Genomic DNA, 19,080 nt, shown 5'->3' with positions numbered 1-19,080 from the left:
GCGCGCGACCCCTTCGCCGGTAGGATTGACGGGCTCTTTCGAGCCTGTCCATCGTCATGAGAGAATGGCCGCTCGCCATGCCGGATACGGCTTAACGCCGCCCGGCAAGCCACCACCAGGCAACCCAGACCGGAAGGCTAAGCCCGGTCGCGTAAAGGGCAATGGCAATCGGGCCGAGAAGCCCCGCCACCAGCGTTGCCGCAACCGTGATGCCGCCGAGCCCAAGGCCTGTAATCCACGCGGCCCGCGTGTAACCAAGGCGCCAAAGCTGCCGGCACCCGAGCGCCAGCGGCAGGCCGCAAAGGGCGACCGGCACCAGCGATCCCACCGACACAAGCACCATCGCCAGTCCCAAGTCGGGCTCCGGCGAGGCCTCCGTCCGCGACGCGAAGCGCAAGGCGGCGGTCACAGCCACCCCGGCGGGCAGCCACAAAAGTGCCAGCGGCCAAAACCCTCGCTGCCTGATAAATCCTCGCTTTGCCATGCCTTATCCACCTTGCTCGAAACCCTCATCGCAGGCAAGGCCGGGTGACTGTCCATCCCTCCGGCGGAAGCACCAGCAGCGCCGGTCTTGTGTAGGTTCGCACTTTTGAAGCCGGCTATTCGCACGGCATGAGGCGATCCTTCGACGCAATTTTCGCATCCGGACCGCACGATATTCCGTCACGGAACGATGGCTATCCGGCAACGATTTTGGCCGGTCGAATGTCGCCGATCACGTTCAATTCGCCACTGATTTGGAAGCTAGGAGATCGAAAAGCCGGTAAGAGCGAACCGAGATTTGATGGTGGAACGGCCGGTATTTTTGCGCAAGATCGCCACTGGAACCGGCGATTTCGAAAGCTGTTTGCAGTCAAGAACGCGGCAAGAATCTTGCAAGAACCGGTGTCTTTCACCCGCAAGAAACGGTCATTCTCCACTTGTTTGAACGCCTCCACCTTTCATCAGTCGGACGTATTTGACGCATGCATTTCGGTCTTTTCGAATGGCTTAATTCGATCATTTTCAATGGCTGTGAGCGTTGCAATAAGCGACCGTGACGATGATTTCAGGGTCCGGCCCGGTCGCATTCGAATTGCCGACATGGTCGCCGGCAAGCGCTTTTCGGCCCGGCCATTTGGCGTCACGGCCACGCTCCCATCGACACAGGCGCCGTCCGAGAAACCACCCGAAGCCATCCGTTTTCGCCTTCGCCAAGAGCGGGTTTTGCGGGCCTTGCGGTCGGGATTACGGGTCATTTAGGGGTCTTTATCACAGGGGTCGCCGGCCTCTTTGGAACCCAGCGGAGCGGTTCTTTCAAAGCAAAAAAGAAGCAACAGGGAAGAATTGAGCGGAAGTGTAATCATCACACCCCATGCACCCCTGGTGCTGACAACAGGCCGGCCCGCCGGAGCTATTCCATTGGTTTTCCGCTCAATTCTTCTCCAGTAAGGCGTTTACACCGAAGGGGCCGAGCGCTTACGGGAACGACGCGGGATCCCGGATTCTCAAGCCGGTTCAGAGGCTTAGACGGCGTAATCATGTATACGGCTGAGTGATGCGCTTTTCGACCCCACATCAGGGATGCAAGAAGACCTGCCCTTCAAGGGCTCACTCCCGTTCGTGGTCGCGATCTTTTTGCCGCAGCCTGGGCTTGAGGCCGGGCATGCCGGAGGACTGCTTGAGGGCCTGCAGAGCCTGGCCGAGTTGTCGGCCGATGCGGGTGGCATTCTGGCGAATGGCTGCATGACCGGGGGAGGGTGCCACGCCGGTTCGGGAGACAGTCTTCATGTTACCTGTCACATGCGTTGGCCGGACAGCGTTTCGTTCCGGGACAGAAACCGACTCCCGACTTGACTCTCGCTGCGCCTGTCGGAGATCGAAGCCCAGCGCCTTGGCTTCGGCCTGCCAGGTTCTGTAGAGATCATTGAGCTTGCTGTCCTGCTTGGCGCGGCGAGTGCGCAGGGTCGCCAACTCCATGCCCTTGGCCGTGTCGTAGCCGTGGGTCCGGGCTGCCTCCTCGATCACCTGGCGGCGCTTGGAGAAGGCGCGCTCGATGCGGCGAGGAACGGCGGCGATGCGGAAACCGTGTGCCTGACGCTCCAGGCGATGGCCGAGGCGTTCCAGTCCGGCTGCGAGTTCGCGGCGATAGACGGCGCCAGCCTGCTTCTGGGCCTTGTAGAGATCGCGGCTGACGATGGCGCCCCAAGTGCCGTCCCGGCGCGGGGCGAGGTTGAAGACGAAGCTGTGAGTGTGGAGCTGCGGATCGAGCTCACGGCTGGTGTGATGGTCGAACTGGGCCATCAACAGACCGGCGGTGCGCTCACGCAAGGCGCCGCCCTTGCCGCGCCGAGCCCAGGCGGCGGTCTGTTCCAGATGTCCGGTGGCGGTGAGCACTGCCCGTCGATGGGCCTCTTCGATGGCGGCCCGCTCGGGTCCATCCGAGAGAGCCCAGAGCACGGAGACCGATTTAGGGGCGCTGAAGGTCATGTCCCAGCCGGCGGCATGGCTGTGGGCTCGGCCGCCGCCGGCCGCCAGGCGCTCGCCGGTCTTGGGATCGAGGCCCTCAAGGGCAGCCTCGAACTCGGAGCGCGTTACCGGTCCTTCGAGGCTCAGCCGCTCAGCACCCCGGCCGGCCCAGCGGCCAGGTGCTTCGCTCTCGGCGGTATAGTAGCCGTCCTGCTGCAAATGGCCGTAATAGGCCAGCGCCGCCCTGGCGCTGCCGCGGGCTGAGATCGAGGCGACCATGGTCAGTGCCGGGTCCGGCGGATGCGCTCGGCCAGACCGCTGGTGAGAAGCCCCCGCGGTTCGGGCGGTGTCTTGCTGTCGGGGCCGTGGTTGCCGGATACGGGATCCATGCGGGTCCAGTCGGCCGGGATGATCGGTTCCCGGAAGGCCGGCAGGGTGATATAGGGCAGCTCCAGTTCATAGACGGCATCCTCCAGGCCGATGAAGAGCACGCGCACCCCGGCCCTGGCCGGGCCGAGGCGGGAGGCGATCTCGGCGGCGGTGACGGCGGGCCGGGTCTCGCGGGCCGTGCTGTAGGTGACGCTGTCGCGGCCGGCGGCGCGGGTGGTGCTTTTGAGCGAGCGTTCGATCTCCTGGTTGCCGATCATTCGGCTGATGTCCTCGGCAGCCTCGCCGGCGTTGATGCGGGTGATGATCTTGGTGCCGATCATGCCGAGCCAGGAACGGGCCTGGTCGGGGCCGTAGGTGCTGCGGATCTGGGCCATGTCCTGGGCGCCGATGACGACCGAGACGCCCTTGGAGCGGCCGAGCTCCAGGAAGGTGGGGAAGTGGCGGATGGCCGGCAGTTGCGGGAACTCGTCGAGGAACAGCCACAGACGCCGTGTGTGGCTTTCGGCAAGCGTCGGGCTGCCGACGGCGGAGGCGAGCAGGCTCAGCATGCTGCCGATCCAGATGCGCGAGAGCTCCGGGTAGCCGGGGTCCTGCTGCAGGATCAGCGGCTGACGGGGCGCCGGGTCGTGCAGCCAGTCGCGGATCGAGAAACGGGCCACCGTGCTGTCGGGCCAGGCCTCGGCGAGGATCGAGACGATGTTCATGTGGGTCTGAAAGGTGGTGAGGATGCTGTGGGTGGTCTTGCTGTCGGGCTGATCGAGCAGGCGCAGGGCACCGGGATTGTGGGCCCTGGCGTGCTCGGTGAGCCGGCCGGCATCGGATGTGACTTCGGCGGCGAGATCGGCCCAGCCCCAGTCCGTGCCTTTGGTGGCCTGGAGGTACACCAGGCAGGCGACGAAGATTTCCCGGGCGGCCTGCGACCACATGGGATCGGCGCTTGAGGGAATGAAGCGGGCGGCAAGCTCGCGGGCGTCCTGCTTGACCCGGCAGTCGGCGGCCACGTCCCAGACCAGCGATCGACGGTCATGGGGGGCGACCAACAGCGGGTTACCGGGCAGGCCCGCCATCATGTCGCCCTTGGTATCGAGCACCAGGACGCCGTCGCCGCGGGAAATCGCCCCCAGGATCAGATGCAGCATGCTCTGGGTCTTGCCGCCGCCGACACTGCCCAGGATGAGCGCATGCCGGGTCTCGCGGTCGCGCCCCAGGGCGTGGGGCGGCAGAAACACAAGACCGCGCCCATGAACCTTGCATTCGCGCTTGCAGGCGGCGGCGAAGGCCTTGCGCCCGGCCGAGCCGGTGAGCAGGCGAGGGCCGCGCAGAACCCGTGCCGGCGGTTTTTCCAGACGTACCACAATGGCGAAGCCGAACAGTGCTGCAAGGCCGACAAGGCTGCCGGCCGCCACTGCCAGCGAACGCGCCTCGAAGGCGGTAAGGGCCCGATAGGCCGCCAGTTGATAGTGGCAGTTATTCCAGTGGGCCGCTGCGGGTCGATCACCGAAGAGGCCCAGGAGGCGCGACTTGAAACAGGCCTGCACCTCCGTGGCACGAAACGGAACGCGGCTGCCGTTCTCCAAGGTGGCATGGGGCGGCCAGAGGTCGAAGCCCAGATGCCAGGCGCCTGCGGTCGTTGCGAAGCCGCACAAGGCGAGGGTGAAAAGACAAAGCTTCAGGGTCCGGGTCATGGGGTCCTCCCGTTGTTATCGCCTGTAAGGGCTTTCAACAGCGCATCGAACATGGCGAGCAGGTCGCGCGCGGCCTTGTCGGTCGATTGCAATGTAGCGCCTGTCTCCCGGGCCTGCTGCTCCAGGGCGACGAGCCGCCGTTCGATCTGCCTGAGCCGGTCGGCGAGCGCCCTGTTGTCGCCGCCTTCGAGGCCTGTGCGAATCAACTCGCGGGCAATGCCGGTGACGCTGGCCTGTAGCTTGTGGGCGCGAACCTGAAGCTGTTCGATCTCGGCCTGCCTGAGGCGGATGGATACAGGTTTCGTCGGCTCAGTCATTGTCTCTTCCCCGATCGGCCGTGTTGCGTCTTTGCCGCGCGGCCAGCCATTGGAAGAGAGCGCGGCGCTGGTAGCGGACCGAATGACGGCCCAGCTTCAGGAAGGGCGGGCCGTCGCCGCGCGAGCGCCAGGTGTTGAGGGTGCAGACGGGAAAGCCGATGATGCGGCCGGCCGCCTCGGTGGTGATGGCCTCGTCGAGCCAGCCGGGATTGTCTTTCAGGATGTCGCTCAGCGACGGTAGATTGATGACAGGGTCTTGCATAAAAAAATCTCCGCTGTGGTTGGGCGGAGATCACATAGGCAAGCAACGGGCGGCGTAATAGGCAAATGATTTCGTCAAAAAGGCACAACCGCCGGACGGTTCCATCTCATTCCAGCCGATCGCTTGTCACTCCGGCTTTTTCGTCCCTCGACAGAGGGCGGCGGGTGCCGGGGGAATCTTTTCGCGAAAACCGCTCGGTTTGATTTACGCCGGCCGAAGGCGGGCGAATCGTCTTAGACTCGGGAAAATCGCTGGGCCTTCATCGCACTAAACTGACCGAACTTGACGGCCGATGATGAACTTGCTGATGGCGAGAGAATCTCATTCAATGCCCACAGTCAGGCTTACAGCAATTTGTCTGGCAGACAAAAGTTTGAGATCACAACATTAGAATGAAAAAGGGAGAGAGGCATTGCCTCTCTCCCGTATTTGTCTGGCAATCCTGTTACAGGATTGCCTTACTGTAGCTGCTCTCCAAACGAGCATGGTAATCATGCTCAAATTTTGAGTTGACGTCAATATTCTTGGGGAAAGTGAAACACGGATTTCTGTGCTGTTTTGAGGACTTCGTATGAAAATCGGATGGGGCATTGATGTTGGGGTGAGCAGCCTCGGCTTCGCGGTGATCGAGTTAGATACGGAGAATCAGCCCCAAGCGCTGCTTGACGGAGTCGCCCTTGTCTATCCTACCCCAACAGGAGCGGCAGAGCGAACGCGCTACAAATCCATGCGAACGCAGAATCAGCGGCGCAGCAAGAGAATCAGGGCAGTTCGTTCAAAACTCGCATGCCTTTTCAAACTTGCCTCTAATTTTGACACTGAACTGCCAGACCTTAAAGATGGTCAAAATGAGGACGGAGAACAAAGAGACAATAACTCCCGTGTCCGCCTACGGGCGCATGGCCTATCCGAGCCGCTGACCGCTGGCGATTTGGCCCGCGCCATTTTACACATCGCCAAGAATCGTGGCCGGCGCCTGACTCGAGGCCTTAAGGACACCACGCAACCCGATGCCGGGCAGCAAAAGAAGGACGCCAAAGAACGTCAATCCATAGCCTACACTGCCAACGAAACCAGCCAGGATCTTGAAAAGCTGGGCATTGAACTCGAACTTGACGGCGGCGCACACCCTTCGCAATTGCTGATGCACAGAGCCGGTAAAACAGGAACAACACGGCTGAAAAAAGACCGCGACGGAATGCTGGTCTTTACTCGCGATATGGTCCGCAAGGAAATGTGCGCCTTGCTGAAAGCCCAGAAACCTCATCACAAGACGGTTCTGAAGAATACGGTCTGCGAGGAACTTGAGGAAATCATCTTCTGGGAGGAGACACCGAAAGAGCCGGTCATCGGCAAGTGTCGCTATGGTATTCGAAACGCCGAAGGCGACATTGAGCCCCGATTGCCGCGTGGCAGCGATCTGTTCCAGCGTAAGCGGATTTACGAGGAGGTCAACAACCTGCGCCTGATCTCACCGCGCACCGCGGGAGATACGCCACTGAATTTGGCGCAGCGGGACCGCCTTGCCTCCCTGCTTCTCGATGGCTTTGACCTGAACGCCTCCAGGGTCCGTGGCGAGCTGGGCCTTGGAGCCGATGCCCTGGCCGACAAAACCAGCTTGGACATTTCGGATCGAGGCCGAAAGACACCGGGCAAATTGTTAGGTCACCCGCTGGCCGCGGCCATGCGTAAGGCGGATGCTCTTGCGCAATGGAAAAGCTTCGACGAGCAATGCCGTGAAGAAGTAGCTCGGCTTGTCCGTGCCGAGGATGATGAAGACGTGCTGCGTGCAGAGCTGGGAAAGCTTGGCCTTAGCCAAGAGGCCGCCCGGAAACTTTCCGACGCTCGCGTGCCCGCGACCTATTCTGCCGCCGGCGAGACAGCAACACGAAAGCTTCTGGCAAAGCTGCAAGCAGATGTCATTTCCAATTACGAGGCGGAACAGAGCGCCGAACTGGACTCTTTGGACCCACCGTCTCCTCGTCTTGACCGGTTACCATACTATGGTGAAATCCTGAAGGGATGGAGCATCGGAGGCAATGGCGACCCAAACGGATCTGGCGAAGCCCGTTTTGGCCGCATTCCCAATCCGGTCGTTCATGTGGGACTCAACCAGTTACGCAAGACCGCCAACGCCTATCTGAGCCTTTATGGCAAACCCACCCGTATTTGCGTCGAACTCAGCCGCGACATGAACAAAAGCGCCGAGGCCCGTGAACAGGATGAAAAGAATGCTGATAAGAACCGTAAGAGAAACGAAAAATATATAGAAACGTTACAAGCCCACACGCGCAAATTGGCCCGCCGCGACTTGGTCCGCATGAAGCTGCATGAGATGCAAAGCGGAGAGTGTCTGTATACGGGACAGCCCATCAGTAAGGGGCAACTCTTCGACGGCTCGGTGGAGGTTGATCATATTCTTCCCCGTGCCGTTACCCGCGACGATGGTATTGCAAATCTCGCTTTGGCGTTTAAGGAAGCAAACCAGTTCAAAGCCAAGCGGTCTCCTTTTGAAGCCTTTAGCAGCGGTTATAAAGATCAGGAATATCCGCATATCCTTCGGCGCGCCCAGAAACGCGGGAAAAGAGTCTACTGGCGCTTCGCGGAAAACGCTATGGACCGCTACAAGGACCAGGACGCCTTCCGTGCCAGATTCCTTAACGACAACCGCTATGTCGCCAAAATGGCGGCGCGGTATCTGAGTTGTATATGCGCCGATATTAACGGCGTCATATGCCTGAATGGATGGATCACTGCGGATCTCCGTCGCCAATGGGGATTGGCATCCGTTATCCGCGATATGATGATCGCAGACAACCGCCTTGACGCCGCCGATGTCAAACGGCCCGAGGAAGGTGAAACCCTCGATGAGCTCAAGGCTCGTCGTAAGCGTATCGATAAGATACGCTGGGACCATCGTCACCACTTACTGGATGCAATCGTCGCTGCTTGTACAACCCGGAGTGATGTACTGCGGCTCCAAACCTTGGCACGGCATGCGGGTAACAAGAACCCCATCGAGATTCTGGCCGAGATTCGCGACGCGGATTCCGATTTCAAAAACGCCGGGATATGCTGGCAAAAAGGGTTTCGGGAAAACGTCGAAACCTTCCTGAAAGATCGGACACATACCGGCGCAACGGACAAGCCACCTGTCACCGCGGTCGTGACCAAGGCCGACCATGACCCCGGCGGCCGTCTCCACGAAGAAACGAATTATGGTGTCATATGCCGTGTGCCCGGCAAGCATGATCAATATGTTACGCGCGATCACGTCGCGATCATGGATTTGACCGCGGATAAGATCAAACAACTCGGCGTGCCGGATACAGCGCTCAAGGCTGTCGAAGAGGTGATGAGAACAGGCGAGCCCATTTGGTGGGGCGGTAATGACCCCTTGTCTGCCCTGCGCGACAATCTCGCCAGAGACCTGGGCAAGCTGAAGGCGAAGCTCCTGGAATTGATGGAAGGAACACCGCCCGAGCAATTGGAGAAAGCGACTACGGAAAAAGGCAAAGACAACGCACGGACCAGATGGGCGATAAAGCAATACGTTGATGATACCGGCCGTCGTCGTTTCACGCGGATTCAAATCACCTCCCTACGCATTCTGAAAGGCCCTGTGCGACATGACAAGAAACCGCAGCGCGCTTGTCCGGAGGGAGGGAATGACCGGCTGGTATATTTCGTAAACAACAAAGGTGATCGTGATCTGGAGGTCGTTTCGACTCTCGACGCCAACACACGGGGATTCAAGGAACGATGGCAACGCGAAGGCGGACGGGCATTGTTTACATTGCGAAAGGATGACTTGGTGGAAATGGCCGTCAATCCGGACAATCCTGTGTCGCCCCGTTGCATATTTCGAACGGTTTCGTTCTCATATACGGGGAGTCCTGATCTTGAATTCCTACCCGTTGAGGAGTCGCGTGCCCCTAAAGAGGTGCCACAAGTACGGGCCCGAATCAGTAGCGTTAGGGCTTTCTGCGACCGCGCACCGGTAATGGTCCTATGCGATCCAACAGGCCGCGTACGCTGGCGTAGCCCCAGCATCAACTGACAATGTGGCGTGTCGTTGACATTTCCGGCGCGGACCGGGTTCTTTCTCTATCGAGGGGAAGCCTGAAGGTTTCTGCCGAAGGTAGGGAGTTGGATCTGGTGCCGCTATCCGATATTCAGTGTGTTCTGGTCCATGGCCATGGCGCAATGCTGACCCTGTCATTAGGCGCCGCACTTGCCGACGCTGGAATCCCTTTGGTGTTATGTGGCCGCAACCATGCGCCTGTGGCCCTGTCCTTGCCCGTTTCGGGAAATTTTGAACAGGCGGCGCGACTGAGCGGGCAGGCCGCCTTGTCTCTACCTAAACGCAAGCAACTCTGGCGGCAATTGATAATGGCCAAAATCACATCCCAGGCACGGGCACTCGAGCTTTCAGGGCATGCCGATCACGTGGGGCTTATGAAGCTCGTGAAGTCGGTAAGGTCCGGCGACCCGAATAACGTCGAGGCCCGTGCCGCGCGTTTCTATTGGCAACGGCTGCTGGGCGATGATTTCAGACGCGACCCCGCCGGCAACGGGTTAAACGCGCACCTCAATTACGGCTATGCGGTTGTTCGCGCCGCAATGGCTCGCTCCGTGGTTGGTGCCGGTCTGGCACCGGGATTGGGACTACATCATCGGAGCCGATTGAATGCCTTTCAATTGGCTGATGATCTGATGGAGCCTTTCCGGCCTCTCGTGGATTATATGGTTTGGAGGAACCGGGAATACTGGGTCGGCGAGATGACAGCGATGGCGAAGCGGGAATTGGCGCAAGTTGTCAATGGCGTCATGGCGACTACAGTCGGGTCGAGCACAGTCTCGCGGGTCATGTTCATGCTGACCCTTTCACTGGCGGAAGTTTGCACCGGTGAGGCGAAGAACTTGGCTTGGCCGCTCGACTGGAGCTTGTTGGCGCAGGCAACACTCGACTTTGATAACTAGACGTGAACGTAGACTGATTCGGCACCAATTGCGCGGTCGGACGGGAGCGTGGATAGAGAATGTATCCGGATACAGGGCCATGTGGCTTGTTATATGTTTTGATTTGCCTGTGGGCGATCCGAAGGAGCGGCGCGATGCCACTCGCTTTCGTCAACGCCTGTTGGATGAAGGGTTCGTGATGAAACAGTGGTCGGTTTATACTCGCTATTATGTTACGCGAGCCCAAGCCGAGGCTGCTGCCGATAGGATCGGCACTTTGGTACCACCCATGGGCAAGGTCTCCATGATATTTATTACGGACAAGCAATATGGGATGGTGCGCAATTTTGAGGGTCGAATTCGTGCCAAAACGGAAGAAAAACCGAATCAGTTGGTACTGCTTTAGTGTTCCGTGTGCGAATTCATGGACTGAAAATCCTGGCCAACCCATTGATATGCAATGGATTGGCCAGGATCTACTGTAGCACATGCTGGTTTGGAGAGCAGCTACAGCATCGTTGTGCCGTAGATATGTACGAGTACCACTGTAGCACATGCTGGTTTGGAGAGCAGCTACAGCGCGGCGAGGACGAAGGTTTCCTGTCGCACACTGTAGCACATGCTGGTTTGGAGAGCAGCTACAGCTGGCGCAGCACGTGCTGACGCCGTCCTGCAACTGTAGCACATGCTGGTTTGGAGAGCAGCTACAGCAGTTCGCCGGTACACCAGCAATCCGGATCCACTGTAGCACATGCTGGTTTGGAGAGCAGCTACAGCACATTATCTGCCGTCCGGTTTGCTGCGTCAACTGTAGCACATGCTGGTTTGGAGAGCAGCTACAGCCGTATGTCGGCAAAATGGACCGGCGCGGGAACTGTAGCACATGCTGGTTTGGAGAGCAGCTACAGCTCTCGAGTGCCCGTCCTGCAGGACTGCGTTACTGTAGCACATGCTGGTTTGGAGAGCAGCTACAGCAGCCGGCATGGTCGTTTTTCGGATATCTCGACTGTAGCACATGCTGGTTTGGAGAGCAGCTACAGCTGAGGGCTATTGGACCCGCGGCGATGGCGAACTGTAGCACATGCTGGTTTGGAGAGCAGCTACAGCGGGGGCGCACTGCTGGGGACACAATCAAAAACTGTAGCACATGCTGGTTTGGAGAGCAGCTACAGCGCTTCCCGCGCTGCCGCTTGATTCTGGGCGACTGTAGCACATGCTGGTTTGGAGAGCAGCTACAGCGGAAAGCGCGATCCGGCGTGACCTGAGAATACTGTAGCACATGCTGGTTTGGAGAGCAGCTACAGCGGGTCCCGAGGGGGGCGCAAGGCCTGGATGACTGTAGCACATGCTGGTTTGGAGAGCAGCTACAGCCAGGGCGACGGCGAGGAGAAGGTTTATCAACTGTAGCACATGCTGGTTTGGAGAGCAGCTACAGCGTCGGTTTTTCGGTACTTTCTGTGCGGATTACTGTAGCACATGCTGGTTTGGAGAGCAGCTACAGCGTTTCGGAACTCACTGTCTGTGAGTGCTTGACTGTAGCACATGCTGGTTTGGAGAGCAGCTACAGCCGACTCCTGCAACAGGGAATCCAGAGTTGTACTGTAGCACATGCTGGTTTGGAGAGCAGCTACAGCCCCCCGTAGCACATGCTGGTTTGGAGAGCAGCTACAGCCGTCTGGACTGAACGGTCAAGTCGAGTTCCACTGTAGCACATGCTGGTTTGGAGAGCAGCTACAGCAAGAGCGAGAAGTCCAGTAGGACAACGAGAACTGTAGCACATGCTGGTTTGGAGAGCAGCTACAGCATTCCCCACGTGTGCGTTGAGAATCCGGTTAACTGTAGCACATGCTGGTTTGGAGAGCAGCTACAGCAGAAAGAAACCAATCTCCTCGATTATGTAAACTGTAGCACATGCTGGTTTGGAGAGCAGCTACAGCAAGAGCGAGGAGTCCAGTGTCGGCCGGGATACTGTAGCACATGCTGGTTTGGAGAGCAGCTACAGCACAGCGTTCGCTATCGCGATATTCTGAGATACTGTAGCACATGCTGGTTTGGAGAGCAGCTACAGCTCCAGTGGGATAAAGAGAGCCTTCAATGGACTGTAGCACATGCTGGTTTGGAGAGCAGCTACAGCGGATAGATGGACGAGCGCATTGGGTTTTCGACTGTAGCACATGCTGGTTTGGAGAGCAGCTACAGCAGCGTCAGCCAGACTATCCCCACGATCGGCACTGTAGCACATGCTGGTTTGGAGAGCAGCTACAGCGGATCGGCAGTGCGTACAACGCTGCGATCAACTGTAGCACATGCTGGTTTGGAGAGCAGCTACAGCGGGTCAGGTGGACTACAAGACCACCGGTCTACTGTAGCACATGCTGGTTTGGAGAGCAGCTACAGCTCCCACTACGCCGACGCCTTCGGCGGAATGACTGTAGCACATGCTGGTTTGGAGAGCAGCTACAGCCCTGTGTAAGCGGGATATACGCGTAGTCTGACTGTAGCACATGCTGGTTTGGAGAGCAGCTACAGCGGATCCCCGAGCTGACCGCCGCAGAGGAGGACTGTAGCACATGCTGGTTTGGAGAGCAGCTACAGCTGACCAGATCAAGCCCAACAGTAGCCAAGAACTGTAGCACATGCTGGTTTGGAGAGCAGCTACAGCATGTTTTGGCTGCCGTCTATGCTGCTCGTGACTGTAGCACATGCTGGTTTGGAGAGCAGCTACAGCGTTCCACTTCCTCTTCTGACACCATCATGGACTGTAGCACATGCTGGTTTGGAGAGCAGCTACAGCCAGTGCGGAAATCAGACGCAGCACGAGCCTACTGTAGCACATGCTGGTTTGGAGAGCAGCTACAGCGCCTTGTGTACCCACACGCTTTCAGCCTTGACTGTAGCACATGCTGGTTTGGAGAGCAGCTACAGCAGCTTTACCCCGGTCCTTCGCAGGTATTATACTGTAGCACATGCTGGTTTGGAGAGCAGCTACAGCAGCATATTACGAAGCCTGTCGGCTTCGGCTACTGTAGCACATGCTGGTTTGGAGAGCAGCTACAGCCGTGTGGATAGACGGCGCCTACCTGTTGAACTGTAGCACATGCTGGTTTGGAGAGCAGCTACAGCAGCCTTACCATTAAGTAGATCGCCAATATGACTGTAGCACATGCTGGTTTGGAGAGCAGCTACAGCTCGTGCACGATGAAGGGGGCGAGGCATTCCGATCGGGAGGACTGTAGCACATGCTGGTTTGGAGAGCAGCTACAGCCACAGCATGAAACAACCGAAGCCGACAAAAACTGTAGCACATGCTGGTTTGGAGAGCAGCTACAGCATTTCCACTCGGTCACGCTGACCTATGGTCACTGTAGCACATGCTGGTTTGGAGAGCAGCTACAGCCAATCTTGAGCGAAAGAAATATTCTACAGACTGTAGCACATGCTGGTTTGGAGAGCAGCTACATCCGGCGACGCGCGGGTGTTCGGTAACGCAACTGTAGCACATGCTGGTTTGGAGAGCAGCTACAGCAGGCGCATGCCGCCAACGCGCGCTATCGCGACTGTAGCACATGCTGGTTTGGAGAGCAGCTACAGCTAGATTCACCTAAGAAATCAAGTGGAGATCGGATCAACATAATTGTTGTCCGGTCCGGTAACCTATGTACTCTTGCGGAACGCTTCGCGTGCTTTTTCTAGCAGCACCAAAGTCTCTTCATTGAGCGCGGTCGAAGCTTGTTCGATAGCAGCCTTCCATTTAGGACCAGAACTCTCCGCGATGCTCATTGCTTCACCAAGTTCAAATGACCGGTGTTTGGAAAGCGCCTCAATGAGGATTCCGGCTTGAAATATATCCTTGTCCGCTTTCGCAAATGCGGTTTTGTGCCTGCGAGTGGAGACAATCATCTTGTGTACTGCGTATCGCGCAGGGTCTGGTACACGGACAGCAACACCACCTCTATAGAGGACGACCGACCACACCGGGTCTTTGATCAGAAAATCGAGATAACGCAGCGGTGTTGCGCCAGCGCCGCCAAGCGCGGGCATCTCCGCAGTCTTACCTTGGTGCTCATCGCTACCTCTGTTCGGGGTGAGAAATTCGACGCGATACTGATCCTGGTTGATAAATGCCGTTACCGAAGCAGGGTCGAGAGCAGGAACTGGTTTGAAACCCTCATCGACCTCTTGCAGCACATCCAAAATAGGCGGCATGGTGTCGCCCACCGCATCCGAAATGGCTTTGAATTGAGCGAAGTCGGCATCTTGAGTCATAATTGATGTGGAAGGCAGTTTCAGCCCCAACAAGCCGGCATAAGCTTGAAACGCCACGGTACCGACAAGAACGCCCCTCAAACGAAAAAAACCTGCTTTCCAGAGCGCTTCTACCACAGCGCCGGTAGTACCGTCAGGGCGCGGTAGAATCTGGCCAAGGGCACGAACCATCTCCCTCCGCTCAGAAAAGTCCGCTTTCAGCTCTTTGAACTTTTTGACACGGCTGGTGATTTCTGGCTCTGAAACAGGACCCACATAACGCCGGTTACGTCCCCCATGCTGGTATTTCTGAAAGTACCAATATTCCCGTGCCTTTGATGTAACCTTTACGAATTGGCCTTGCTCATCGAAATCCCGATCAAAGCTAGCATCAAGGCATCGCTCTATGAGTTCAGCGAATGTTGTTTGTAAGGCAAGGCTGATTGATTGCATGAGTATACCCGGTTCTTCAAACCGGGTACAACATAGTCGTTATACCTGGTTTTTGCAATAGGGTATAATGAATCTACTGTTTGGAAGATATATCCTTCAACGTCACTTATAGCGGTACGAGGATCAGGTTCGTATCCGTGGCTCCTATACGAAAATTGAAAGGCAATTTTTTGTGTCAGTGTTTTGGAAGTGTTTGGGAGTGTTTAAGTTTGGCGCGCGCCTCTAAATCGTTGTTATTGTTGATAATATGAAATCGTATGGAGCACATCACCAACATAGAACACCGACGACTCACGTTTTAGGTTACTGTAGCACATGCTGGTTTGGAGAGCAGCTACAGCAGCCAGGTATCGGGTCCAACGGGATTCGCACCGTCGTTGCCCACTTTGCCTGCTTCCACTCGTCAAGCGGGCGGCCCATACAATATGGTCTTCATCCTCCTCTGGATGGTTTCCAGCGACGGCAGATCCTTTTCGTCGAATTCCTGTGCCGCGATCTTGTGCGCATCGAAGGCCAGCACACTGCGCGGCGTTTCGGGGTTGGCCGCGTGAAGTTCGCGCACGAGCGCTTCGATACGCGCCCATGCGGCCTTGCGCGGTCGGCCGCGCTGCATCTTGCCGGTCGTATCCTCGGTACGGGAATGGACGAGACGGAGTGCGGGCCGTGCCTGCTGATGCAGCGGCGTCAGGTCCGCCTGTTGAAGAAACGCCGGCAGGTCATAGCGCTTGTAGCTCATCCAGGTGTGCAGCTTGACCAGCGACAGGTGGATGTCGCCGAGGATGGCATGAGCCCTGGCCGGAAAGACGTCATAGGGCGTATGCGCCAGGGCGTGATGAAAGTCGTCGACCACCTCCTGGCTGCGTGGAAAGGCGGTGAAGGGTGACCAGTCCTCAAGCCTTCCGGGCAGCGCCTCGCGTTCGACCAGGATCTCGCCGACGGTCGCGGCCTTGACGGCGAAAAACTCCTGTGGCTGGCATTCGGGCGCCAGACGTGGCAGCAGGCGCCAGACACGGGGTGTTTCGATCTGCATGAGCGGCAGGTTCCGCACCTCGCTGCGCACCTCGGCTGCGACATTGGTTTCCTCGCATTCGAACTCGCCGGTGAAAAGCGCATGCTTGAACAGGTCCATGATCTCGTCGGGCTCGACGCCGGCCCGGTCCCGGGCAATCAGCAAGGCGGCCCGCTTCAGCGAGATGAAGTTCCGGTCCAGGGGCGAAATGTAGGTTGGCATGACGTGCACTCCTCTTCATTCGGGTTGGTATTCGGTGGACGGTTTGTTCGGATGTGGTGCGGTTGTTCGGGCTTTGGACATACTCTCCCGGTGTCGCGCGAGGCAGCGGCAGTCCTCCTCAGGCGACTTCAGCAAAAAGGTTCCAGTATCGGGTGCCTCCATGAAGTAGGGGATGCCGGGCGGTGAGACAGAGGCTCAGGTCATGTGTTTTGGGGGCCGGCCACGTCCTCCAGCGACTTCACCTTCACCGGCTCTCGGTCAGGCAGGCGGACCACCACGTCGAGCTCTCCGCCCATGGCCTCGACGTAGCCGCGCAGTGTCGAAAGATACATGTCGGTCTGCTTCTCGATTTTCGAAACGGCAGGCTGGCTGATCTTCAGCTTTTTGGCGATCTGTGCCTGCGACAGCTTCGACAGCCGCCGCAATTGTTTCAGCGACTCGACTTCGTTCAGCAGCTCTTCATAGCGGCGGTCGATCTCCGCGCGCCGCTCGGGCGGCAGAGAGTCCAGGACCTCTTTCAGTGTAACGACCATGACCTAATGTCCCATTCGTTTCAGATGTTCCGCATAACGCTTGTCGGCTGTGCCGATCAATCGCCTGTAGAACCGTTTCTCGTTCGTTCCCGCCTTGTCGCCCGCGACCAGCAGGATCGCATTCCGCTCCGGGTCAAAGGCGAAAGCGACACGCCAGACCCCATTGTCCGCTTTGAACCTCAGCTCCTTCATGTTGGCATGGGCCGATCCGTTCAACGTATCCACATATGGGCGACCGAGTTGCGGGCCATAGGTCTCCAGCAATCGCGCATTCGACAGCAACTCGTTCTGAACCGCCTCCGAGAGGGCGTCGAACTCGCCGCTGAACGGTTCTGCGAAGCCAACGATCCAGACCATCAGAATATAACCCTGAAGTTATTAATATTCAATGCTTGGCCTCCGCTTCCGGCTTTGCCTGCCGGTCGGGCTGGATCAGCAGCTTGCCGACGATGTCGCTGGCCTGCTTCAGGGGATCGTCGGCCAGATGGGCATAACGGGCGGTGGTCTGCACGCTGCGGTGGCCGAGCAGTCCGCCGATGACTGCCAGCGGAATGCCGGCGCCGACGGCGAAGCTGGCGAAGGAGTGGCGCAGGTCGTGCAGGCGCACGTCGTCGAGACCGGCCGCCTTGCGCACCCGGCGCCAGGGCTTTTGCAGGTTGACGAGATGGGTGCCCACTTCGCGGCCGACAATTACATACGGATTGTCCTTGATGCGGGGCAAGGCCTTCAGCACCTCAAGGGCGGAATCGTTGAGGGGCACGATCTTGGCGCCGTGCTTGTCGGTCTTGTGGCGCTCCAGAACGATGCGGGACTTGGCGAAGTCGATGTTGGCCCATTCGAGGGTGGTGATCTCGTTCAGCCGGCAGCCGGTAAAGATCAGGAGACGGACCGCCGCCGCCTCGTAGATATCGATCATGCCGTCTTCCTCGGCGGTGTCGAGGGTCTCCAGAAGCCGCGTCAGTTCCTCCGCGCTCAGATAGCGCTCCCGCTTCTTCTCCGGATAGGGCTTGATCACCGCGGCCGGGTTGCTGCCGCGCGGGATCATCTCCCAGCGCTCGGCGCAGTTGAGCATGGCCCGCAACAGGCCGAGCGCCCGGTTGGCGTTATAGGGAGTGGAGCGGAGATCGGCATGCATCCTGGCGATGTCGGCGGGGCGGAGATCAAGCAGCTTGCGCTTGCCGAGCTTCGGCCTGATGAACTTCTTGAGCAGCCAGTTATGCGCTTCGATGGTGCGCGGCTTACAGCGTCCGGCGCAGTGTTCCTTCATGTAGACATCGGCCAATTGCCCGACGGTCTCGCTCCTCAAGAGCCGGCGCCGCTCCTCGGCCGGGTCCTCTCCGGTGGCGACCTGGCCCATCAGCCTGACCGCCTGCTTGCGGGCCTGGTCGAGGGTGACCTTGCCGAGCTTGCCGACCGACAGGCGCCGGCTGCGGCCGCTTTGGTTGCGGTACTGGACGATGAAGGTCTTGGCACCCGAGGGCTTGGCCCTGACGCCGAAACCGGGCAGGCTGTCGTCCCAGAGGACGACCTCGCGGTCGGTGGGATTGAGGGCGGTGATGAGGGGTTTTGTGAGCTTGGGCATGGATCGTCCGGGTAAGCAGGAGGTAAGCAGGCGGCATCAGTGCCGGATGAACGACAACATAGTGAGTCGAATGATCGAGATCAAGTAACCATATGAAAAAACAGGAGAAAAGAAGCTGTGGCGTATTAGAGAGGGTTTGCGGCGGTTCAGTGCGGTTTGATCGAAGAAGGTCAAAAACCAACTCATAACCTGAAGGTCGCAGGTTCAAATCCTGCCCCCGCAACCACTTCCGTTATAACTCAATAGAATGCGAAATATAACAATCACATAGGCCGCCGCGAGGCGGCCTATGTGATTGTTCATACAGCGGTTCTTTTGCTTGAAAGACAGTCAACACCAAAACTTCTTGCCTCCGAAGCGGAACCATGCACAGCCGCGGTGTGGTGTTTGTCCCGCCCAACGATCATACGGAAGCGCCTGTCCTCAAGGCGATGGATCAAGGCAACATGTTCAATACGCACAAACGGTCTCCCGGTACGCGCCGCAAACACTGCCTGGCGGCGGGGCCGGCGCAACGCCAGCCTCACGGCCAAGCTGCGGGCCAAGCTGCGGGATTGCAAATTCCCGACCGGGCCGCAACGCCAATAAGGAGGTCCGGGAGCCCTCGTGCTCCCGGACCGCGATACGACGGATCATGCATCTGCTGACTGGACACACAGGCTGTGCCGATGATTTCCGCCACAGGGCACCCAACGGGGCAAGACCCTGCGGCAAGCGGAGCTGCTTGCGATCCACGTAACGCAAATCCTATTGTGGCACGGTTCGCAAATGCACAGGGCTATCGTTTTCATCGGGCCGAACCGGGTGTGGATCAAGCCGCCGGCACGCCTGTATTGAACGGGATTGCGGTATGCGCGGCCGGCGCCGGGACGAAACCGGCGCCGTTCAACGCGAGGCTCCCGGCGCCAGCCGGACCAGGGCAGAGCCGGCCCGGGAGCCCTCATGCTCCCGGACCGCGATACGACGGACCGT

General features: G+C 58.5%; 14 protein-coding genes and 2 CRISPR repeat arrays. Of the genes, 4 read left to right on the top strand and 10 right to left on the bottom strand.

The window, feature by feature from the left end:
- Nucleotides 1-91: 91 nt before the first annotated feature.
- Nucleotides 92-484, bottom strand: coding sequence for a hypothetical protein (locus tag E4M07_RS27805; protein WP_136661682.1), 393 nt, complete (start codon nucleotides 482-484; stop codon nucleotides 92-94).
- A gap of 221 nt (nucleotides 485-705) precedes the next feature.
- Here E4M07_RS27805 and E4M07_RS27800 point away from each other — a divergent pair, with 221 nt between their 5' ends.
- Complete coding sequence (locus tag E4M07_RS27800) at nucleotides 706-1,242, top strand: hypothetical protein (RefSeq protein WP_136661681.1); 537 nt, start codon at nucleotides 706-708, stop codon at nucleotides 1,240-1,242.
- Nucleotides 1,243-1,590: 348 nt separating this feature from the next.
- On the opposite strand, the gene mobF is transcribed toward E4M07_RS27800, so the two are convergent.
- Genes mobF through E4M07_RS27780 form a run of 4 tightly spaced genes read right to left on the bottom strand, consistent with a single transcriptional unit; the run spans nucleotide 1,591 to nucleotide 5,102 of the window.
- Nucleotides 1,591-2,727 (bottom strand): MobF family relaxase, encoded by a 1,137-nt coding sequence (gene mobF, locus E4M07_RS27795; protein WP_136661680.1) that lies wholly within the window; start codon nucleotides 2,725-2,727, stop codon nucleotides 1,591-1,593.
- 2 nt (nucleotides 2,728-2,729) lie between these two features.
- Nucleotides 2,730-4,523 (bottom strand): type IV secretion system DNA-binding domain-containing protein, encoded by a 1,794-nt coding sequence (locus E4M07_RS27790; RefSeq protein ID WP_136661679.1) that lies wholly within the window; start codon nucleotides 4,521-4,523, stop codon nucleotides 2,730-2,732.
- Nucleotides 4,520-4,840, bottom strand: coding sequence for a hypothetical protein (locus E4M07_RS27785; protein ID WP_136661678.1), 321 nt, complete (start codon nucleotides 4,838-4,840; stop codon nucleotides 4,520-4,522). The genes E4M07_RS27790 and E4M07_RS27785 overlap by 4 nt, the downstream gene beginning before the upstream one ends.
- Nucleotides 4,833-5,102, bottom strand: a complete 270-nt coding sequence (locus tag E4M07_RS27780) for a hypothetical protein (protein WP_206057422.1) — start codon at nucleotides 5,100-5,102, stop codon at nucleotides 4,833-4,835. Before E4M07_RS27780 ends, E4M07_RS27785 begins: the two co-directional genes overlap by 8 nt.
- Before the next feature lie 571 nt (nucleotides 5,103-5,673).
- On the opposite strand from E4M07_RS27780, the gene cas9 reads away from it, so the two are divergent.
- The 3 genes from cas9 to cas2 all read left to right on the top strand — a co-directional run bounded on the left by cas9 (nucleotide 5,674) and on the right by cas2 (nucleotide 10,470).
- Nucleotides 5,674-9,162 (top strand): type II CRISPR RNA-guided endonuclease Cas9, encoded by a 3,489-nt coding sequence (gene cas9, locus E4M07_RS27775; RefSeq protein WP_136661677.1) that lies wholly within the window; start codon nucleotides 5,674-5,676, stop codon nucleotides 9,160-9,162.
- A 2-nt stretch (nucleotides 9,163-9,164) separates the two neighbouring features.
- Nucleotides 9,165-10,085, top strand: a complete 921-nt coding sequence (cas1, locus tag E4M07_RS27770) for a type II CRISPR-associated endonuclease Cas1 (protein ID WP_136661676.1) — start codon at nucleotides 9,165-9,167, stop codon at nucleotides 10,083-10,085.
- 79 nt (nucleotides 10,086-10,164) lie between these two features.
- On the top strand, nucleotides 10,165-10,470 hold the full coding sequence (gene cas2, locus E4M07_RS27765) for a CRISPR-associated endonuclease Cas2 (RefSeq protein WP_136661675.1): 306 nt from the start codon (nucleotides 10,165-10,167) through the stop codon (nucleotides 10,468-10,470).
- A 72-nt stretch (nucleotides 10,471-10,542) separates the two neighbouring features.
- Nucleotides 10,543-11,698: direct repeats of the CRISPR family, unit length 36 nt; unit sequence ACTGTAGCACATGCTGGTTTGGAGAGCAGCTACAGC.
- 2 nt (nucleotides 11,699-11,700) lie between these two features.
- A CRISPR array of direct repeats spans nucleotides 11,701-13,656; the repeat unit is 36 nt; unit sequence ACTGTAGCACATGCTGGTTTGGAGAGCAGCTACAGC.
- Nucleotides 13,657-13,718: 62 nt separating this feature from the next.
- On the opposite strand, the gene E4M07_RS27760 is transcribed toward cas2, so the two are convergent.
- The 5 genes from E4M07_RS27760 to E4M07_RS27740 all read right to left on the bottom strand — a co-directional run bounded on the left by E4M07_RS27760 (nucleotide 13,719) and on the right by E4M07_RS27740 (nucleotide 18,108).
- Nucleotides 13,719-14,762 (bottom strand): GSU2403 family nucleotidyltransferase fold protein, encoded by a 1,044-nt coding sequence (locus E4M07_RS27760; protein ID WP_136661674.1) that lies wholly within the window; start codon nucleotides 14,760-14,762, stop codon nucleotides 13,719-13,721.
- 403 nt (nucleotides 14,763-15,165) lie between these two features.
- Entirely contained in the window at nucleotides 15,166-15,993 is an 828-nt protein-coding gene (locus tag E4M07_RS27755; RefSeq protein ID WP_136661673.1) for a hypothetical protein, read from the bottom strand.
- Nucleotides 15,994-16,193: 200 nt separating this feature from the next.
- Complete coding sequence (locus E4M07_RS27750) at nucleotides 16,194-16,526, bottom strand: XRE family transcriptional regulator (protein ID WP_136661672.1); 333 nt, start codon at nucleotides 16,524-16,526, stop codon at nucleotides 16,194-16,196.
- Nucleotides 16,527-16,529: 3 nt separating this feature from the next.
- The gene (locus E4M07_RS27745; protein WP_136661671.1) at nucleotides 16,530-16,883 is read right to left on the bottom strand and encodes a type II toxin-antitoxin system RelE/ParE family toxin; all 354 of its coding nucleotides are present in this window, start codon (nucleotides 16,881-16,883) and stop codon (nucleotides 16,530-16,532) included.
- Between the two features lie 28 nt (nucleotides 16,884-16,911).
- Complete coding sequence (locus E4M07_RS27740) at nucleotides 16,912-18,108, bottom strand: site-specific integrase (protein ID WP_136661670.1); 1,197 nt, start codon at nucleotides 18,106-18,108, stop codon at nucleotides 16,912-16,914.
- Nucleotides 18,109-19,080: the final 972 nt, after the last annotated feature.

The sequence above is a fragment of the Nitratireductor sp. XY-223 genome, assembly GCF_004959855.1.
Lineage (GTDB): Bacteria > Pseudomonadota > Alphaproteobacteria > Rhizobiales > Rhizobiaceae > Hoeflea_A.
Note: the sequence above shows the minus strand (reverse complement) of the source record. Positions and strands in the feature narration are given on the sequence as shown.